This is a genomic window from Streptomyces sp. JNUCC 64 (genome assembly GCF_054484115.1).
In genome coordinates, this window is sequence record NZ_CM137015.1 from 5,907,413 (window position 1) to 5,925,573 (window position 18,161).

The 18,161-nt window shown below is 76.8% G+C and carries 16 protein-coding genes; 5 read left to right on the forward strand and 11 right to left on the reverse strand.

What is annotated here, in order from left to right:
- Nucleotides 1-83 precede the first annotated feature (83 nt).
- The gene (locus tag ACVWNX_RS24420; RefSeq protein ID WP_454414918.1) at nt 84-470 is read left to right on the forward strand and encodes a winged helix-turn-helix transcriptional regulator; all 387 of its coding nucleotides are present in this window, start codon (nt 84-86) and stop codon (nt 468-470) included.
- Nucleotides 471-489: 19 nt separating this feature from the next.
- Here ACVWNX_RS24420 and ACVWNX_RS24425 read toward each other — a convergent pair whose 3' ends face one another.
- Nucleotides 490-1,158, reverse strand: a complete 669-nt coding sequence (locus ACVWNX_RS24425; protein WP_454409927.1) for a ScbR family autoregulator-binding transcription factor — start codon at nt 1,156-1,158, stop codon at nt 490-492.
- Nucleotides 1,159-1,513: 355 nt separating this feature from the next.
- Entirely contained in the window at nt 1,514-2,557 is a 1,044-nt protein-coding gene (locus ACVWNX_RS24430; RefSeq protein ID WP_454409929.1) for a rod shape-determining protein, read from the reverse strand.
- A gap of 484 nt (nt 2,558-3,041) precedes the next feature.
- Here ACVWNX_RS24430 and ACVWNX_RS24435 point away from each other — a divergent pair, with 484 nt between their 5' ends.
- The 3 genes from ACVWNX_RS24435 (at nt 3,042) to ACVWNX_RS24445 (ending at nt 4,357) form a co-directional block, all read left to right on the forward strand.
- Nucleotides 3,042-3,497, forward strand: coding sequence for an ATP-binding protein (locus ACVWNX_RS24435; protein WP_454409931.1), 456 nt, complete (start codon nt 3,042-3,044; stop codon nt 3,495-3,497).
- 51 nt (nt 3,498-3,548) lie between these two features.
- Nucleotides 3,549-3,947: an STAS domain-containing protein gene (locus tag ACVWNX_RS24440; protein ID WP_454409933.1), complete on the forward strand. Its 399-nt coding sequence runs from the start codon at nt 3,549-3,551 to the stop codon at nt 3,945-3,947.
- Between the two features lie 188 nt (nt 3,948-4,135).
- On the forward strand, nt 4,136-4,357 hold the full coding sequence (locus ACVWNX_RS24445) for an alkylphosphonate utilization protein (protein WP_454409934.1): 222 nt from the start codon (nt 4,136-4,138) through the stop codon (nt 4,355-4,357).
- 80 nt (nt 4,358-4,437) lie between these two features.
- On the opposite strand, the gene ACVWNX_RS24450 is transcribed toward ACVWNX_RS24445, so the two are convergent.
- Together ACVWNX_RS24450 and ACVWNX_RS24455 are read right to left on the reverse strand one after the other, a co-directional pair.
- Nucleotides 4,438-5,967 (reverse strand): acyl-CoA synthetase, encoded by a 1,530-nt coding sequence (locus ACVWNX_RS24450; RefSeq protein ID WP_454409935.1) that lies wholly within the window; start codon nt 5,965-5,967, stop codon nt 4,438-4,440.
- A 67-nt stretch (nt 5,968-6,034) separates the two neighbouring features.
- Nucleotides 6,035-7,240 (reverse strand): MerR family transcriptional regulator, encoded by a 1,206-nt coding sequence (locus ACVWNX_RS24455; protein WP_454409936.1) that lies wholly within the window; start codon nt 7,238-7,240, stop codon nt 6,035-6,037.
- A gap of 172 nt (nt 7,241-7,412) precedes the next feature.
- Between ACVWNX_RS24455 and ACVWNX_RS24460 the strand changes: the two genes are divergently transcribed.
- Nucleotides 7,413-8,318, forward strand: a complete 906-nt coding sequence (locus tag ACVWNX_RS24460; protein WP_454409938.1) for an ATP-grasp domain-containing protein — start codon at nt 7,413-7,415, stop codon at nt 8,316-8,318.
- An 88-nt stretch (nt 8,319-8,406) separates the two neighbouring features.
- Here the strand turns inward: ACVWNX_RS24460 and ACVWNX_RS24465 are convergent, their stop codons facing one another.
- The 7 genes from ACVWNX_RS24465 to ACVWNX_RS24495 all read right to left on the reverse strand — a co-directional run bounded on the left by ACVWNX_RS24465 (nt 8,407) and on the right by ACVWNX_RS24495 (nt 17,927).
- Nucleotides 8,407-9,027 carry a hypothetical protein gene (locus tag ACVWNX_RS24465; protein WP_454409939.1) on the reverse strand — a complete coding sequence of 207 codons (621 nt, stop codon included), beginning with the start codon at nt 9,025-9,027 and terminating at the stop codon, nt 8,407-8,409.
- A 90-nt stretch (nt 9,028-9,117) separates the two neighbouring features.
- Nucleotides 9,118-9,345 carry a Trm112 family protein gene (locus ACVWNX_RS24470; RefSeq protein WP_454414919.1) on the reverse strand — a complete coding sequence of 76 codons (228 nt, stop codon included), beginning with the start codon at nt 9,343-9,345 and terminating at the stop codon, nt 9,118-9,120.
- 107 nt (nt 9,346-9,452) lie between these two features.
- Nucleotides 9,453-10,601 (reverse strand): hypothetical protein, encoded by a 1,149-nt coding sequence (locus tag ACVWNX_RS24475; protein WP_454409941.1) that lies wholly within the window; start codon nt 10,599-10,601, stop codon nt 9,453-9,455.
- A 3-nt stretch (nt 10,602-10,604) separates the two neighbouring features.
- A complete protein-coding gene (locus tag ACVWNX_RS24480) occupies nt 10,605-11,339 on the reverse strand; it encodes a class I SAM-dependent methyltransferase (protein ID WP_454409943.1) in 735 nt (244 codons plus the stop codon).
- The gene (locus tag ACVWNX_RS24485; protein ID WP_454414920.1) at nt 11,336-12,736 is read right to left on the reverse strand and encodes a condensation protein; all 1,401 of its coding nucleotides are present in this window, start codon (nt 12,734-12,736) and stop codon (nt 11,336-11,338) included. The genes ACVWNX_RS24480 and ACVWNX_RS24485 overlap by 4 nt, the downstream gene beginning before the upstream one ends.
- Before the next feature lie 158 nt (nt 12,737-12,894).
- Nucleotides 12,895-17,256, reverse strand: coding sequence for an alpha-(1->3)-arabinofuranosyltransferase domain-containing protein (locus ACVWNX_RS24490; RefSeq protein WP_454414921.1), 4,362 nt, complete (start codon nt 17,254-17,256; stop codon nt 12,895-12,897).
- Nucleotides 17,253-17,927 (reverse strand): class I SAM-dependent methyltransferase, encoded by a 675-nt coding sequence (locus ACVWNX_RS24495; protein WP_454414922.1) that lies wholly within the window; start codon nt 17,925-17,927, stop codon nt 17,253-17,255. Before ACVWNX_RS24495 ends, ACVWNX_RS24490 begins: the two co-directional genes overlap by 4 nt.
- Between the last annotated feature and the right edge of the window lie 234 nt (nt 17,928-18,161).

The following is an 18,161-nucleotide window of genomic DNA, read 5'->3' on the forward strand; positions in this document are numbered from 1 at the left end:
GCGTGATGGTCGCACCGGTCGAAGCCGTGCCCACCGGTCCGGAAGGCGGGGTCCCTGAGGCCGGGGAACCGGGCGTCGGAGTCATGGCGCCCGGGGCGGCCCCGGGGCAGCCGTGTCCCATCGCCCCCGTCCTGGACATCGTCTTCAGCCGGTGGACGACTCCCATCCTGTGGACGCTCCACCGGTTCGGCCGTCAGCGGTTCGTGGAGCTCCAGCGCAACGTCACCGTCATCACCCCGAAGGTGCTGACCCAGCGGCTGCGGCAGTTGGAGCGGGACGGGCTGGTGGTCCGGACGTACCACCCGGAGGTGCCGCCCCGGGTCGAGTACGAGATCAGCGAGCTGGGCCGGAGCCTCGCGCCGCTGTTCGCGGCGCTGTCGGACTGGTCGGCCGACCATCTGCCCAGGGTGGAGGAGGCCCGTCGGGCCTTCGACCTCGCGGGGGAACGGACCGGCGCCACGGGGCGTTGAACACCCTCCGGCGCGGGAGCTACTCCCCGGCGGGGACGGGGTCGCGCCGGGAGGCCAGCAGGCGTTCCGCCCGGTCCGGCGCCAGGTCGAGGGTGGGCAGCAGGGCCGGGCGGGCGATGCTCGGCAGCACGTGCTGGAGCAGCACGATCACCCGCTGGACCAGGTCGGAGCGTTCGCACAGGGCCTGGGACATGCCCTGGATGCCGGTGAAGGCCCCGGCGAGCAACTGGGCGGTGTCGTCGGGGACGACGTGCGGCAGCAGCTCGCCCTCCTTGTCGGCGTCGGCGAGGATGCCGCGCATCCGGTCGATCCAGGCGTGGTAGGGGGTGCTGGAGAACGGCGTGGGGTCGTCACCGCCCTCCCGGCGGTGGTCCATCACCAGTCCCATGCTGGCCCGGGTGAGCGGATCGTGCCGGAGCCGGTAGGCGAACAGCATCCCGTGGTCGACGAGTTCCTGGAGCCGGGTGCGCTGGGGCGGCAGTTCGCCCAGGTCGAGCTGGGCGCCCACCACGCCCAGCGCCAGCTCCTCCTTCGAGGCGAAGTGGAAGTACAGCGCGCCCTTGGTGACCCCCGCCCGTTGCAGGATCTCCGTGATGGTCGCGGAGCTGTAGCCGCGCTCGTCGAAGACGGCGGCCGCCGCCAGGAGGATGGACTCGCGGGTCTGTATCGCCCGTGCTTGTCGTGCCATGGAGTCAGATTCCTGCTTCCCCGTCAGGGAGTGTCCCGTCGGACCTCGGTCGCCCGACACGGGTAAAGAAAACCGGACCGCACAGGGGTTGTCGAGGGCCATGAGAGACCCCTCATCGGTTGGGAACCCAGGGTCTCATCAGGGGGGTTGCTCCGTGCCGGAGATCCCGGTTTGCCCCCTTGCCGCACCGGCCGCCGTACCGGCTCGCCGCACCGGGCCGGGACGGCCCCGCGCGAGTGCCCCCCGGCGTCCCCGGTCCCCGCGCCGCCCGTCCCGTCCGCCCCGGGCGCGGGCAGCCGTCAGCCGGGGCGGCCGTGTCGCTCCGGGCCGCCCCGGTGTCCGGTCGGGGACGCGCTCAGGCGGCCAGCGGGTCCAGCAGCATCGGCTGGACCCGGCCCTCCAGCATCGCGCCGAGCCCGAGGATCGCGCACACGTCGGGGCGTTCGGCGATGGTCACCGGCATGCCCGTGGCGTCCCGCAGCATCTGGTCCAGGCCCGGCAGCAGCGCGCTGCCGCCGACCATCATGATGCCCCGGTCCGCGAGGTCGGCCACCAGGTCCGGCGGGCAGTCCCGCAGCACCTTGCCGATCCCGTCCAGGACCGCCGTCAGCGGGGTGTGGATCGCGTCCCGGACCGCCGCCGTCTCCACCCGCACCGAGCGCGCCAGCCCCGTCGCCACGTCCCGCCCGTGGATCTCGGTGGACGTGGGGCCGTCCGGGGTGAGGCCGTTGCCGGACAGGGCGAGCTGGAGCGGGCGCACCGACTGGGAGGGCAGCATCAGCTCGTGACGGTGCCGCAGGTGCTGCACGATCGCGTGGTCGATGGCCTCCCCGCCGACCGGGATCCGTTCCGCCGTCACGATGGACCCCAGGGACAGCACCGCGACCTGGGTGGTCGCCGCCCCGCACACCAGGATCATCGTCGCCTCGGCCCGTTCCACCGGCAGTCCGCACCCCACCGCCGCCGCGATCAGGGTGTCCACCAGTTCCACCCGGCGGGCGCCCAGTCCCACCAGCGTCTCCACGGCCGCCCGCTGCGCCAGCGGGTCCGCCTCGTGCGGGGTGCAGGCGGCGGCCCGCAGCCACGGCTTGCGGCGCAGCGCGCGGCGCAGCTTCTCGCCGATCAGGTGCCGCAGCATCCGCTGCGCCATCTCGATGTCCACGACGGAGCCCCCCGACACCGGCCGCACCACGCGGATGTAGCCGGGGGTGCGGCCCGTCATCCGTTCCGCGAACTCCCCGACCGCGATCAGCGAGCCGGTGCGGGTGTTGACGGCCGCCACGCTCGGCTGGTCCACGGCCAGCCCCACGCCCTTCACGAACACCCGGGTCCGGGCGGCCCCCAGGTCCACCGCGATGTGGCACCGGCGCAACTGGTCGAGTCTGGCTTGGGCGTTCATGGCTGTCCTCCCGAGTGCGCGGACCGCCGGACGGGTCCGCGCGGCGGTCTTCCCCTCGATCGTGCGGGCCCGGGGGAGGGCCCCGCGCGGCGGGTTGGGCCGCGCGGGGGGCCGCCGGACGGGTGGCGGCGGCGTCCGGTGCCGTGGCGGGACGGGGATCGGGCGGCGGTCGCTGGTAGGGGCGCGGCGGCCGGGCGGGGCGGTGGCCCGTACGACGGACCGGCGGCGGGTCGCGGAACGGACGGGTGGCGGGTTGCCGGGGGGTGGCGGTGGCCCGTGGGGGCGAGGGGGGCGACGGGTGGCCCGGCGCGTCGGAGCGGCGGGTGGGCCGACGGGCGGCGGCCGGTTCCAGGGTGGCGGATTGGTTAATTGCAAAAATCCGCAACTCGCACCATCATGGGTGACCGGCCGTGCCCTCCCGTGGGGGCGCGGCCGCCGTCCGAGGCCCGCCGCACGGTTCGGCGAACGGGGAGGAGGCCGTCCGGTGAGCGTGCCCGTCGACCCCGCCGGAACCGAGGCGCCCGCCGGGGAGTTCCTCCCGCTGCGCCATGTGCTGACCCTGCCCGCCGAGGGCTCCGCCGTCCGGCTCGCCCGGGAGACCGCGGAGCTGGTGCTCGCCGAGTGGGGCGTCCCCCGCCGCCACCCCACGGTCGACCCCGCGCTGCTGATCCTGTCCGAGCTGGTCACCAACAGCGTCCGGCACGCCGCCGAACTGTCCGAGACGCTCACCGTCGTCTACGCGGCCGGACGGGGTACCTTCGCCTTCGCCGTCCGTGACCGGCACCCGCGCCTTCCGTCCCTGTACGGAGCGCACGCCGCCGGTCGGGGCACAGGGCTCGCCACCGTCGTCGAACTCACCCTGTCCCTGGGCGGTACCGCCGTCGTCCGAGGCGATCGTGACGGCGGCGGCAAGAGCATCTGGATCACCCTGCCCCTGTGACCGTGGGCCGCCGCGAGCCCGGTGGCTCCTGGACCGTGAGGAAGACGACGCATGACGATCGAGTGGCGTTACACGACTCAACCCGGGCTGGGCGTGCTGTCCCTGGCCGGTTACCTCGGCACCGAGGCCGTCGGCCGGTTCACCGGGGCGGTCGGCTGGGTCCGGGCCCGGGGCACCGGTCCCGTCATCCTGGACCTCACGCGGCTGCGCGGCTGGTCCGCCGACGGACAGCGGGCGGTCACCGAGGCCGCGCTGCGGCTCGCCGCCGAGGACCGGCCGCTGCACCTGGCCGCGGTCCCCGACGGCGGTCCGCCCGTCCCGGCCGACGTCCACCCCGTCCCCACCGTCCACCGCGACCTGCCCACCGCGCTCGCCGCGCACCGGGCCACCGGCACCGGGCACCGCCAGTGGCGCAGCGACGAATGGCCCGAGACGACCGCCGCCGTGTGAACCCCGGCCCCTTCGGCCCCTTCCCCGGCTCCGATTCCGGCTCCGATTCCGGACCCGATTCCGGACCCGATCCCGGTGTCCGGCCTCCTGCCCCCGACCCCACCCCGACCCCACGGGCGGAAGCCCGCCCGTGACCCCGCTGAACCAGCGACCCGGAACCACCAGCACGGAACGACGAGGAACGCACCATGGACGCCATCGTGGCGAAGGACAGCAACGGCACCCCGCTCGTGGACGGGGACTCCGTCACCCTGATCAAGGACCTGAAGGTCAAGGGCACCTCGGAGACCCTCAAACGGGGCACCCTGGTGAAGAACATCCGCCTCACCTCCCGTCCCGGTGAGGTCGAGTGCAACACCAGGAAGGTCAAGGGCCTCGTCCTCAGGACCGAGTTCCTCAAGAAGGCGTGAACCGGGGCGGGCGGCGGTCACCTCCGCCGCCCGCCGCCCGCCGCCCGGTCGTCCGCCGCCCGGTCGCCCCGGCGGGCCGCTCACCCGCCCTGCGGCAGCGCCCGCTTGAGGACCTTGCCCATGTCGTTGCGCGGCAGCCCGGTCACGTAGCGGACCGTCCGGGGGCGCTTGTGCGGGGCGAGGAGCGCCGCCACGTGGTCCGCCAGCTCGGCCTCGGCGGGCGGCAGCGCCGGGTCCGCCGCGACCACCCAGGCCACCACCCGTTCCCCCAGGTCCGGGTCCGGTTCGCCGGTCACCGCCGCCTCCCGCACCCCCGGGTGCTCCAGCAGCGCGTTCTCGATCTCGCCCGCCCCGATCTTGAAGCCACCGCTCTTGATCAGGTCCGTCGCCTCCCGGCCCACCAGCCGCACGTACCCGTCCGGTTCCAGCACCGCCATGTCCCCGGTGCGGAACCAGCCGTCGGCGGTGAACGCCTCGGCCGTCGCGTCCGGCCGGTTCAGATAGCCGCTGAACAGGTTCGCCCCGCGCACCTGCACCTGGCCGACCGCGTCCGGGCCGTGCGCGGTCAGCTCCGCGCCCGACTCGTCCACCAGCCGCAGCCCGACGCCCCGCAGCGGCGGTCCGACCGTTCCGGCGCGGGGTTCCCCGTCGACCCGGACGGCGGTGTTGATCAGCGTCTCCGTCATCCCGTACCGCTCCACCACCCGGCGTCCGGTGGCCGCCGCGATCCGTTCGTGGTCCCGTGGCGGCAGCGCCGCCGACCCCGACACCAGCAGCCGCGCCCCGGCCAGTGCCCGGGTCAGCTCCGGATCGTCCGCGACCGCCCCGGCCAGCCGGTGGTACATCGTCGGCACCCCGAACAGCACGGTCCCGCCCCGGGTCAGCTCCCGGGTCACGCCCTCGGGGGTGAACCGGCCCAGGTGCCGCACCTCCCCGCCGAGCCGCAGCGGCCCCAGCGCGCCCAGCACCAGCCCGTGGACGTGGAACAGCGGCAGCCCGTGCACCAGGACGTCGTCCGCCGTCCACGCCCACGCCCCGGCCAGCGCGTCCAGCGTCGCGGCGATCGCCCGCCGGGGCAGAACCGCGCCCTTCGGGGCGCCCGTCGTCCCCGAGGTGTAGACGATCAGGGCGGGCGCCTCCGGGTCGGCGGCGGAGGGGAGCGGCACGGTGGGGGCCGGGGCCCCGTCCGCCCCCGGGCCGTCCCCGCCCGCGACCGGATCGTCCCCGCCCGCCCCCGGGTCGCCCCCGGCCGGGGTCAGGGACACCTCCAGCCGGGGGACGTCCGCCAGCGCCGGGGGCAGCTCGGTGCCCGGCGCCACCAGCACCAGGCGCGGCGCGCTGTCCGCCACGACGTGCGCCGCCTCGCGCTCCCCGGAACGGGGGTTCAGCGGGACCACCGGGACCCCGGCGAGCAGCGCCGCCACCACCGCGACCACGGTCTCCGCCGAGGGCGTCGCCCACACCGCTACCCGCCCGTCCCCGGCGATCCGCTCCCCGAGCGAGCGCGCCGCGCGGGCGAGCCCGGCGTACGTCAGCCGGTCGGTGCCGAAGACCAGCGCGGTCCGATCCGCTCGGCCGGGGTCCGTCAGGGGCGGGAACAGATCGGTCACCGTGGTACTCCTCGTCGTGCCGCCGGGCGGGGCGCGCGGTCCGGCGCCCCGCCCCCAGCCTGCCCGCTCAGCCCCGGTCCACCGCCACCACCTCGCCCACGGCGCAGCTCACGTTGTCGGGCGCGCCCGCCGCGTACGCCTCCGCGACCAGTGACCGCACCGCGTCCTCCGGTGCGGCCGCGCCGCTGAGTGCCTCCCGCAGCCGCTCCGGGGCGACCACCGAGCCGAGCCCGTCCGAGCACACCAGGTACCGGTCGCCGGGCCGGGTGTCATGGGTCCGCAGGTCCGGCACGGCCGGATCGTCGGGCGAGCCCGGCAGCGCCCGCGTCAGCAGCGACCGCCCGGGGTGCGTCAGCGCCTCCTCGGGGGTGAGCCGGCCGTCCTCGACCAGCGCCGCGACCGCCGTGTGGTCCTCGCTGATCCGCAGCAGCGCGCCCCCGCGCAGCACGTACGCCCGGCCGTCCCCGAGGTGGACGAGCGCCAGCCGCGCCCCCGTCCACAGCAGCGCGGTGAGCGTGGTGCCCGACGGCCCGGGACCACCGGCGTCCCGGGTGACCGCCGCCACCGCCCGGACCGCCCCGGCCACCGCGTCCTCCAGCGCGTTCAGGGTTCCCAGATGGCCGGGGGCGCCGTCCCGGTGCGGCGGCCGGGCGTCCAGCGCCCGCAGCGCCCCCACCGCGGCGGCGCTCGCGGCGCCACCGGCCGGGCCGAAGCCGTCCGCCACGGCGAGGACGCGGGGGCCCGCGTGGGCCGCGTCCTGGTTCGCGGGGCGCGACAGGCCCCGGTCGGTCACGGCGGCGTACCGCAGTTCCAGGGTGCCGGTCATGGTCTCCTCCTCGGTTCGGGTCAACTGGTCCACCAGGAACGCCGCCAGATCGCGCCGGGCGGCGGTCTCCGCCTCCACCCGGGCCCAGAACGCGCGGACCGCCTCGCCCGCCCGGGGCGCGTCCAGCTCCACCACCTCCCGGACGCGGGCCAGCGGCATCCCCAGCCTGCGCAGCGAGGCCACCAGCCGGGCCCGCTCCACCTGGGCGGGGGAGTACAGCCGGTACCCGGAGCCGGGGGCCACCCGGTCCGGGCGCAGCACGCCCAGCCCGTCGTAGCGGCGCAGGGCCTTCGGCGACAGCCGGGTGGCCCGGGCGAACGCCCCGATCGTCAGCGGCCGTCCGTCCCCGGTGCCGCCGTCACCCGCGCCGCTGTCCTCCGCGCCGCCGTTTCCCGGGCCGCCGGGGTCCTCGCCGCCGGGGGCGTCCGCCCCCTCCGAACGGTCCATGCCCGTGTCCTCCCTCGTCGCCGTGGTGTGACGCGGCCGGGCGGCCGTGCCGGTGGACGTACCGGTGATGCTGGGGGCTGCCCGAGGGGCAAGGTCAAATTGCCGTGGTGCCGGACGGGCCCGTCCGGTTAGCCTGCGCGGACCGCCGCCGCCGTCCGCGAAGGAGTCGCCCGTGCCCCGGCCCCCCAGGATCGCCCTGGTCACCAGCCGTCCCGGGACGGGCGTCCCGGCCGATCCCGAACTGCCGGTCCTGCTCGCCGCGCTGGCCGCCGCCGGGGCCGACGCCGCCGCCGAGAGCTGGGGCGACCCGGCCGTCGACTGGGCCGGGTACGACCTCGCGGTGATCCGCTCCACCTGGGACTACGTCCTGGACGTCCCCGGGTTCCTGGAGTGGACGGCGCGCTGCGCCAGGCTCACCGCGCTCGCCAACCCGGAACCGGTCGTCCGCTGGAACAGCGACAAGCGCTACCTCGGCGATCTGGCCCGCGCGGGCGTCCCCGTCGTCCCCACCCGGTACCTGCCGCCCGGGACGGAACCGGCGCCGCCCGTCGACGGCCGTCCGTACGTCGTCAAGCCGTCGCAGGGCGCCGGGGCCCGGTACGCGGCCCGCTACGACGGGACCCCGGCCGACGCGGAACGGGCCCGGGAGCACCTCTCCCGGCTGCACGCGGAGGGGCTCACCGCGATGGTCCAGCCCTATCTGCGGACCATCGAACGCACCGGGGAACGGGCGCTGGTGTTCGCCGGGGGACGGTTCCTGCACGCGGTCCGCAAGGAACCCGTCCTGGCCGAGGGCGTGGCCTTCGACGGCCCGCGCGACCCGCACCCCGGGGTCATCCGCTGGCACCCCACCGAAACGGAACGCGCCCTCGCCGCCCGGGCCCTGGCGGCGGTACCGGACGGACCCGTCACCTACGCCCGGGTGGACCTGGCCGACGGGGACGACGGAACGCCCCTGCTCATGGAACTGGAACTGATCGAACCGCATCTGTTCCTGGACCACCGGCCGGAGTCGGCGGGGGAGTTCGCGGGGGAGCTGGTCAGGGCGGCGGCGAGCGCCCTGGCGGGCGGGGTGTGACGGAGCCGGGTGCGGGCCGCGTTACGAGGGCCTCGGTACCGGTCCGGAGCGGGCGGTCGGAGCGCGTCGGGTCCGGTTCGGGGACGCCTCAGATCCGTCCGGTCCCGGTGCCGTGCCGTTGCAGCAGTCCGTAGGTGAACTCCGCCGTGTACGGGCGGGGCGTGCCCTCCGGGTCGGGGGCGGTGAAGGCGAGGCCCCAGCGGTGCGGGGCCGTGCCCTCCAGGGGACGGGCCGGGGGGAACGCCCGGGCCACCTCGTCCACGGTGCACGACCAGGGCGCCAGGTCCGCCGCCGTCCGCGGGGCGGGGGCCGTCGCGCCGGGCGCCCGGACCAGCCACGCGTTCCACACCGCGCCGCCGGGCCCGGTCAGCACCTCGAACCGCAGACCGGGCCAGAGCGGGACGGGCCACCGCAGCGCCTCGCACGCCACATCGCCGAGACGGCGCGGGGTCCGGGCCTCGGGGGCGCCCAGCACCGACCGGTAGCGGCTCGCGGTGTCCCGGGCACGGGGCGAGCGGACCAGGGCCTGCCACCGCCGGTTGGCCTCCCGCATCGCGTCCACCGACACGCCCAGCTCCCGGCGGGCGTCCGCCACCAGCTCCGGCTGGTGGTCGGCCATCCTGCGCAGCAGGACGAGCTGGAAGTCCAGGGGACCGAGCGGCGCGGTGGGCGACGGGGCGGGGCGGGGCACGGTTCCATCGTGCCGCATCCCGCCGGTCCGTAGGTCCGCACTGGTCCGCACTGGTCAGTGCCGCGCCGCGCCGCGCCGGTCCGTGACAGTGGTCAGCCGGTCAGCCGGTCAGCCGTGCTCGGCCGGGGTGCTCGCCCCGGCCGTCAGCCGCTCGTGTCCGTCCGGGGCCACCGTCGCCCCGGAGGACGGCAGCAACTGCGGGACCCCGTCCAGCACCGGGTACAGCAACCGCAGCCGGGGGTTGTACAGTCCGGCGCCGTCCTCGGAGGGGGCGGTCACCAGGTGCAACGGGCCCTTGTCGATCGGACAGACCAGAAGGTCGAGCAGTCCGGTCAGGTCGGGGAATCCGGGCTGTCCGGGCTGTCCGGACGGGTCGTCCGGGCCGGTGGCTCCGGTCCGTCCGGGCGGGTCGTCGGCCAGGGGGGTGCCAGGGGGCATGGGGGTCAGCTCCTCGATCGGGTCGGGGGTGGAGGCGGGGCGGACGGGGCCGGGGGCGCGGTCATGAGCACGGCTCCGGAGTGCCCCGGGGAACGGGAGGAACAGGAGGATTCGGAGGAACCAGCGGGCCCGGGGGACTCAGGGGGCTCAGGGAGCGTGGGGGGCTCCGGGCCGGGCCGGGCGTCCTCGTGGCGGGACAGTGCCAGCAGTACCGACACCGCCAGGGCCGTTCCGGCGATCCGCAGCACCAGCCGCACCGGATCGTCGGGCAGTTCCTCGTCGAACACGAAGGTGCCCAGCGCCACGGTGAACACGCAGGTCACCGTGGTGCTCACGGGCACCAGCAGCGAGGCCCGGCAGCGTTGCAGCGCCGCCTGGGACATCACCAGTCCGAACGCCCCGGTGCACAGCAGCAGATACGGGTACGGGGTGCCGAGCAGCGCCCCGGCACCCGTCCCCGATCCGTCGGCCGGGTACGGCAATCCGCTGGAGAGCCCCTTCACGGCCAGCGAACTCACCCCGTACAGCAGCCCGACGGCCACCCCGTACACGACGCCCGACGGGGGCGGCCGGTGCCGTCGCCGGGCCCGGCCCTCCGCCGCCGCGTACAGCCCGACCGCCGCCACCAGCGTCGGCAGGCACACCAGCAGCACCAGCGGGACCGGCGCCCCGACCCCGACGCCCGCCCCGGCACCGCCCGGGCCGTTCCAGCCACCCCGGCCCGCGCCGTCCGTACCGCCCGTAGGGTCCGTGCCGTCCGGCCCGGCGGTCCCGTACGGCAGTGACAGCACCACCATCAGGAGTGCCAGCAGCACCGCCCCGATCGCGTACCGCTCCCGGCCGGAGGTCCTCTCGCCCAGCACCCGCGACGACAGCAGCGGGAGCAGCACCAGCCCGCCCACGAACAGGCCCTGCGCCACCGCGATCGGCAGTGTCCGGTAGACCACCAGCTGTGCCCCGAACCCGGCGGCCAGCGCCAGCGCCCCGGCCAGCCACAGCGGACTGCGCGCCACCCGGCCCACCAGCCGCACCGGATGCCGCGCGCTCACCTCCGGCAGCCGCGCCAACGCCCGCTTCTGCGCCACGAACCCACCGCTGTACAGCACGTTCGCGAGCAGCGCCGCGAGCACCCCCCAGCCCGGCCCCCACCCCATCCGTCACGTCTTCCGCGCGTGCAGCAGCAGGATCGAGGAGAGGGAGGGGGCGGCGCAGGCCAGCCGGTCGAGGCCGCGCAGCGGGCGCGGCACCCCGTGGAAGGGCGCGCCCGCGACCCGGACGACCTCGAACCCGGAGGCGGCGACGAACTCCCGCAGCGCGCGGGCCGTGTACAGCCGCAGGTGCCCGACGACCTCCCGTCCCGGCCGCCCGTACACCCCCCGCAGGCTGACCTCGGAGAACACCGGCTGCACCCCGGCCAGCAGCAGCCCCCGGTTGTACCAGGCGGCGAGGTTCGGGGTGGACAGCATCAGATGGCCGCCGGGCCGCAGCACCCGGCGCAGTTCGTCGAGGGCGGAGTCCGGGTCCACCAGGTGTTCGACCACCTCGCTGAACAGCACCGCGTCCACCCGGCCGGAGGCGAACGGGAGCCCGCCGTCGGTGAGTTCGCCGCGCACCACGTGCGGAAGGCCGGTCCGGGCGCGGCGCAGCGCGTCCTGCGACCAGTCGACGCCCACGATCCGGTGCCCGGCCAGCAGCGGTGCCGCGACCCGGGCGGCGGTGCCGTCCCCGCAGCCCACGTCCAGGACCACCGCCGGGCGGTCCCCGGCCGGGCCCAGGGCGGCGGCCAGCATCCGGGCCTGCCGCAGGGTGCGGGCGTCCCCGGAGGCGACGGGCACCGCCGGGTCCTCGTAGAAGTCCCGCAGTCCGCGCGGGACGGAACCGGTGGCCGTCACGTCCGCCCTCCCCGTTCGTTCCCGGCCCGCCCGTCCCCGGCGCGGGTCGCGTCCAGGTTCCGGACGAACAGCTCCCGCAGCCGGTCGCCGTCCGCGTCGTCGAACAGCGCGGTGCACCAGCGCAGCGAGACGTGCAGCCGGCCGCCCGTGGAGGCGGCGGTGACGGTCAGCCCGCGCGGCGTCCGGGCGGGCGCCGACATCCACAGCGCCTCCGCGCGGCCCGCGTCGCCGAAGTCCAACGGGTACGGGATCCGCCCGAGGTTGCTCACCAGGGTGGTGGACATCCAGGGGGCCAGCGCCCGGCGCAGCCCCCGGACGAGGACGCCCCGCCAGGCCACCGGCAGTACCGGCGCGGTCAGCAGCTCCGCGCCCGTTCCCAGCGGGGGGCGGCGGACCGCCTTGAGGGCCCGGGTCCGCGCGGCGGTGCGCCGCAGCGACTCCCGTACGCAGGCGTCCCGTTCCCCTTCTCCGCCGGTGGTGGCGGACGTCAACTCGTCTACGGTGAAGGGGACTTCGGCGAGCCGGGTGCCGTTTCCGAGGGGCATGCCGGGGCCGAGGGGACGGTCGTCCACCGGCATGGTGATCCGTACCGGACGCGGTCGGCGGCCCCGGGACCGGTTCCAGTCGGTGACCGTCAGCGCCGTCGCCACCAGCAACTGGTCGTTGACCGTGTACGGCGCCCCGGCCGGACGGGACGGCACCGGGAGGTCCAGGACGAGCAGCCCGTTGCCCGGCACCCGACCCCGGCTCTGGTCCCGGTCCAGGCCCCGGCCTTGGCCGCCGGTTCGCATCGGGGGGCCGGTTCGTGCCGGGGTGCCGGGCGCCAGCCGGGCCGGACGGGCCCACGGCGCGGGACCGGGCGGCGGCTCCACGGCGTCCGGTCGTGCGGCGCCCGGCCCGGCGGGGAGCCGGACCCGGGCCGCCGGGGGCGGGGCGACGGGGCCGCCGCCGTACCGTTCGGCGGCGGTCGCCAGGACGCGCAGGGCGGACGGACCGTCCAGCGCGGTGTGGTGGACGGTCAGGAACAGCACCGAACCGCCGGGCCGCCCCGGGTCGGCGACCACCTCCAGCCGTAGCGGGGGCGCCGTCGACAGCGGGGGCGCCGTCGTCAGACAGCGGGTCCGGGCCCGTTCCAGCGCGTCGGGCTCCGGCGCCGGGAAGACCACGACCCCGGCCTCCGGGGCGTCCACCAGCTCCCACCGGTACCGCCGCCGGTACCAGGGGCCGGGCACCTCCCGCACCAGTGCGCGCGGATGGCACCGCAGGGCCTGGGCGACCGCCCGTCGCAGCCGGTCCGGATCGGGCGTCCCCGGCAGCCGCACCTCGAAGTGGACGGTGTCCGGCTCGGCGTCGTCCCACCCGTGCCGGGACACCTCGTCCACGACGGGGAAGGACACCCGGACCGGACCGCCCGCCGCCTCCGGTCCGGCGACGGCTCGCGCTTCCGGCTCGGCGGCTTGGGCCTCCGGCCCGGCGTTGCCCTGGGCCTTCGCTCCGGCGGCGGCCCGCGCCGTCCGTTCGGCGAGAGCCCGCGCCGCCGGTCCGGCCACGGCCGTCACGTGCCGTCACCTTCCCTGCCGCTCCCGGTGGTTCCCGTGCTCCGGCCGTTCCGGCCGTTTCCGTCAGCCGGGTCGCCCGCACCGTCCGGGGCGGCCGAACCCGCCTGGTTTGTCAGGTCCGGGGGCCCTGAGGAGCCCGCGTCCCCCTCCGCCCGGCGCCGCCCGCGCCCGCCCCAGCCGCCGAACCCGAACCCGGGTCCGCGATGCCCGGGCCCGTGCCCGCCTCCGCCGCCGACCGTCACCAGCGCCGCGAACAGCGCCAGCAGCGCGAGGACCTGCGCCGGGTACCCGTACGCGCCCTCCCCGGCGGCCGGGGAGACCCCGGCGCCCGTCGCGGTCAGCACCCCGGCGGCCGTCATCGACAGGAACGCGACCGGCACCAGCAGCGCGTGCCGTCGCCGCGCCAGCACCGCCAGCGCCGGGACCAGCAGCGCCAGCCAACCGGCGACGACCACGGCCACCGCCGTCAGCGCCACCGTGCCGAGCAGGGTGCCCGGACCGTCCGGGGCCCCCGCCGGGGCGTGCCCGGCGGGCTCCCGGCGACGCCACAGCGCCAGCCCGGCCAGCGCGAGGACCGACGCCCCGCCGACGGCCAGCCCGGCGTGGTACACCCGGGCGGGCTCGTAGACCAGCGTCACCCGGCCGCCCGCGCCCGCCGGGACCTCGAAGCCCTGCTGCCAGCCGTCGAGGCGGACCGGCCGCAGCTCCTTCCCGTCCAGGGTGGCCCGCCAGCCGTCGTTGGCGTTCTCGTACGTCGTCAGATAGGAGACGTCACCCGCGCCGACGGTCACCGTGCGGCGGTCGCCGCCCCAGTCGCCGACCGTCAGCTCCCGGGGCGCGGCGGGCGCGGCGGCCTTCCCCCGGGTGAGGGTCACCGAGGTCACGGCGAGCGGACCCCCGTCCCCGGTCTCCAGGGTGTGACGGCCCGAGCCCAGCTCCAGTCCGGGCCGCTCCTCGCCCTCCTGACACAGCGTCACCCCGACCGGGCGGCGCTCCTCCAGGTCCCGCACGGTGCCCTTGGCGCTGGTGGCGTGGAGGGTGCCGTCGATCGCGACCGCCGGTCCCTTCCCGCACGCCAGCGCGAACGAGGCGTCCGGCTTGGCGCGCGGGACGCGGTAGCCGGGGGAGCCGGCCAGGGTCGGCAGGGAGATCTCCGCGATGCCCACCGGCAGCCGCAGCTCCGCGTCCGCGACCGGGTTGTGCAGGGTGACGTCGGCGGTCCGGACGACGGTGATCTCCAGGCGGTCGGTGGTGATCGGCTCGAACCGCACCCAGCCGTTGTCGTCCACGTCGGCGACGGCCGCGCCGTGCGGGGAGCTGATCTCGACCTTGGTGGGCCGGGCGGACAGCCCGCCCGCCCCGGTCAGCACCATCCGGTCCACCATCCGCTTGCCCGACCAACTGAGCCGTACCACCGGCTCGTTCCCGGCGATCCACGCCGTGGTGAGGTCGCCGTCGGTGAGGTTGCGGGGCGAGACGTGGGTGCCCAGCCGGGAGGTGGAGGCGGCGGTCGCGGTGACCACGCCCTCCGGTTCCCCCTTCGCCGCCCCCGCCTCGTACAGCAGCCGGTCCAGGGCCTCCCCGGCCACCGGCACCGCGCTGATCCGCGTCTCGTGGACGCCGACGGCGGAGGTGGTGAACGCGCGGCGCAGCCCCGACTCGGCCCCGGCGGGCGCCAGGCCCGTGGGATCGGCCGTCCGGTGCAGCGACACCGTCTCGGCCGCCGCGCCGTCGCCCTCGGCGTCGACGGGCAGCCGCAGCACCCGGGCCACCCGGACCCCGGGCACCTCGACCTCCGCGAACCCGGCGCCGGTCAGCCCGGGTCCGCCGCGTTCGGTCTCCAGGACGGTCAGCCGCAGCCAGCCGGTGTCCCCGGGCGGGACGGCGACCTCCTGCGGACGGCCGTCCGGGTCCAGCGCGCTGACCTTCCGGCCGCGTTCGGTCTCCACCGCGACCCGCGTCGGCGCGGTCCGCGTCCCGTCCTGCGGCAGCGGGGTGACCGTCAGCCGGGACGGCAGCTCCCGCGTGCCGTCGAACGCGATCCGCAGCCACTCCCCGGCGCCGTCGCCGGGGGAGCCCGAGGCCCACGCCGTGTCCGGGTCCCCGTCGAAGGCGTGCACCGGGTCGTACTGCGGCAGGTGGAACAGCCAGTTGCCGCTGGAGGACGCCGTCACCGCGCGGGCGCCCCGCAGTTCGGCGACCGTCTGGTGCCGGGTCCCCTCGCGGGGCAGGATCTGGCGCGGCCCGGCCCCCGGGTCCTGGAGGCTCCCGGAGTGGTTCCGCTCGTCCTCGGCGTACGTGTACGAGGTGTTGGTGTTCACCAGGCCGAACCGGGTGTCGGCGCGGCGCATCCCGTCCCCGGTCACCTGGAGCGCGGGCGTCTCCACCCCGGGGTGCCGGTCACCGGTCAGCACGGTCGGCCGGTCGCGCAGCGACGGGTCCGCCGCCAGCGGCAGCAGCGACTCGGGACCGCCGGAGACGGCCGCCGTCGCGGCCGCCGGGTAGATCCCGGCCCGGGTCGGCCGCCGGACCTCGGCCGCCGGACGGTACACCTCCACCGCGCGCTGACGGGAGTAGAGCCCCTCCACGTCCAGCGGGGTGTCGTCGGCGATCCGGCCGCCGGTCACCAGCGGACCGAAGCCGGTGACCCGCTCGTAGCCGGACTGCTCCAGCGTCCGCCGCACCACCGGGGTGGGCACGTATCCGATCTGGTCGGGGTCGAGGTCGTTGCGCACCACCACGTAGTGCAGTCCGGCGCGGCCCAGGAAGTCCCCGAGCCCCGGCACCGCGCCGCCGCTGAGCAGCGCCCCCTCGACGGCGTCCATGGCCCGCCGGTTGCCGGGCGTCCCGAACGGCACGTAGTCGCGCTGCGCCCAGCGGGACTCGGCGAGGACGTCCAGCGGCTGGTCGACGGGGGAGCCCCAGGCGTAGAGGCCGTGCGCGGTGGCGGGCACCACCAGGGCCCGGCTCTCCGGCGAGTGCTCCGCCAGCCAGCGTGCGGTGTCCTCCCAGTGGGTGGGCAGCTTCCGGAACGCGCCGGGCTGGAGCACCGCCCCGCTCGCGTACGGCAGCGCCAGCCCCGGCACCAGGGCGACGGCGGCCAGCGCGGGCGCCCAGCGGCGGCCCGGCACCCGGCGCGCGCCGTCCTCCCGCACCGCCACCGCGACCAGGTGGACCAGCCCCAGCACCAGCGCCAGCGCCAGGCCCGTCTGGAACTTGTAGACGTTGCGGAACGGGGCCAGCGCCCCGTCCAGCAGCTCCTGGACCGGGCCGTGGAACGGGCCGCCCGCCCGGCCGCCGTACCCGGCGAGGGTCAGCAGCGCCACGGTCAGCACGGTCAGCGTCAGCCAGCGGCGCTCCGGCAGGTCGCGGCGGGCGAGCCCGGCCAGCCCCAGCGCGGCGGCCACCGCCGACGCCAGCACCACCGGCACCGACGCGGCGACGCTCCAGCCGCCGGGCAGCCACGGCTCGCCGAAGTTCAGATAGGCCACCCAGTTGCCCGCGCCGCGCAGGGTCTCGGTGGCGGCCATGGTGTCGGTGGTGACCCGGGCGGTCTCCACGTACGGCAGGAAGTCCTCCCCGTACGCGGCGAGCAGCAGCAGCGGCACCGTCCACCACAGGGTGGCCAGCACCACGCCCGGCACCCACCACAGCAGCAGCGCCCGCCGCCGGGGCCCGCGCGGCCGGGTCAGCAGGTACAGCCCCACCGGCAGCAGCGACGCCAGGGTGGAGGCCGCGTTGACCCCGCCCATGCACACCACCAGCAGCGCCGAGCGCAGCGCGGCGACCCGGGGCGCGTACCGCTCGTCCACCAGCGGCAGCAGCACCCACGGCAGCAGTGCCCCGGGCAGCGCCGCCGCCGAGGTGGAGCCGACCACGATGGTGTACGTCGGCCACAGCGCGTAGACCACCGCGCCCAGCAGCCGGGTGCGGGCGTTGCCGACGCCCAGCCGCTCCGCGAGCCGCAGCGCGCCCCAGAACGCGGTGGTCACCACGATCGACAGCCACAGCCGTTCCGCCAGCCACACCGGCAGCTGGGCGAGGTCCGCGAGCCCGTAGTAGGGGAGCATCGGGAAGGCGTAGCCGATGTACTGGTTGGCGAGGGTGCCGAAGCTTCCCTGGTCCTGCCAGAGCTGTCCGAGGTCGCCGAGGAACCGCCAGGGGTCGAGCGCGACGCCGAGCTTGGTCTCGAACGTCATCCGTCCCGGCGCCGCCGCCACGAAGAGGACGAACACGACCGCCCAGAACCCCGCGAGCCACCGGCGTCGCCGGGGCGCCCCGGCGGGACCGCCGGTCGGGCCGGGCCGCCGGTCGGCGGCCGGAGGGGGAGCCTGGGCCGCTGGGGCCGTCGTGGTCATGGACACCGCCTGAGGATGAGGAGGAGGTTCCAGGTGGCGAACTCGCGCAGGACCGGGACCCGGGTCACCGCCGAGGCCAGGAACGGCCAGTAGCGGGACCGGGCGGACACCACGGTGACATCGGTCCGCGCCCTCACCTGGCGCAGCGTCGGACCGACGTGGACGGCGAAGAGGTTCTCGCCGAGGACGTGCTTGGCCGGGCGGCCGGTGCGCCGCTGGTAGCGGGCCCGGGCCCGGTGGGCGCCCAGATAGTGCCAGGGCGCCCACTCGTGGCCGCCCCAGGGGGACAGCCAGTTGGTGAACGAGACGTAGACCAGTCCGCCGGGGCGGGTGATCCGCACCAGCTCGGAGAGGAAGGTCCCGGGGTCCGCCACGTGCTCCAGCACGTTGGAGGAGAAGCAGACGTCGGCGCAGCCGTCGGGCAGCGGCAGCAGATAGCCGTCGGCGACCACCGCCCCGGGCGGCGGGTCCGCGCCCAGCTCCCGGGGGTCCGGTTCGACGAGCACGGCCCGCGCCCCGCGCCGCCGGAACTCGGCGGTGAAGTACCCGCGCCCGCCGCCGACGTCGACCACGGTCCGTCCGGCGACCGGCCCGCCGTACGCCTCGACCTGGTCGGCGGCGTCCCGGGCCAGCAGGGTGTAGCAGCCCTCGGGGTCCCGCGGCTCCCGCAGGAACGCGCGGAAGAGGGCGACCGACCGGCGCGGGGACGGATCCCGCGCCGGCCGGCCCGTCCGGGTGCCGCCGGACGGGTTCGCGCGGCGGTCGGGACCGGTCGGGCCGACCGGACCGACCGGACCGGTCGGGCCGACCGGGTGGCCGGGGCCCTCGGGCTCGCCGTGACCGCCATGACCGCCCTGACCGCCCTGACCGCCTTGGGCGTCCTGGCCGTTCCGGTCGACCGGGCC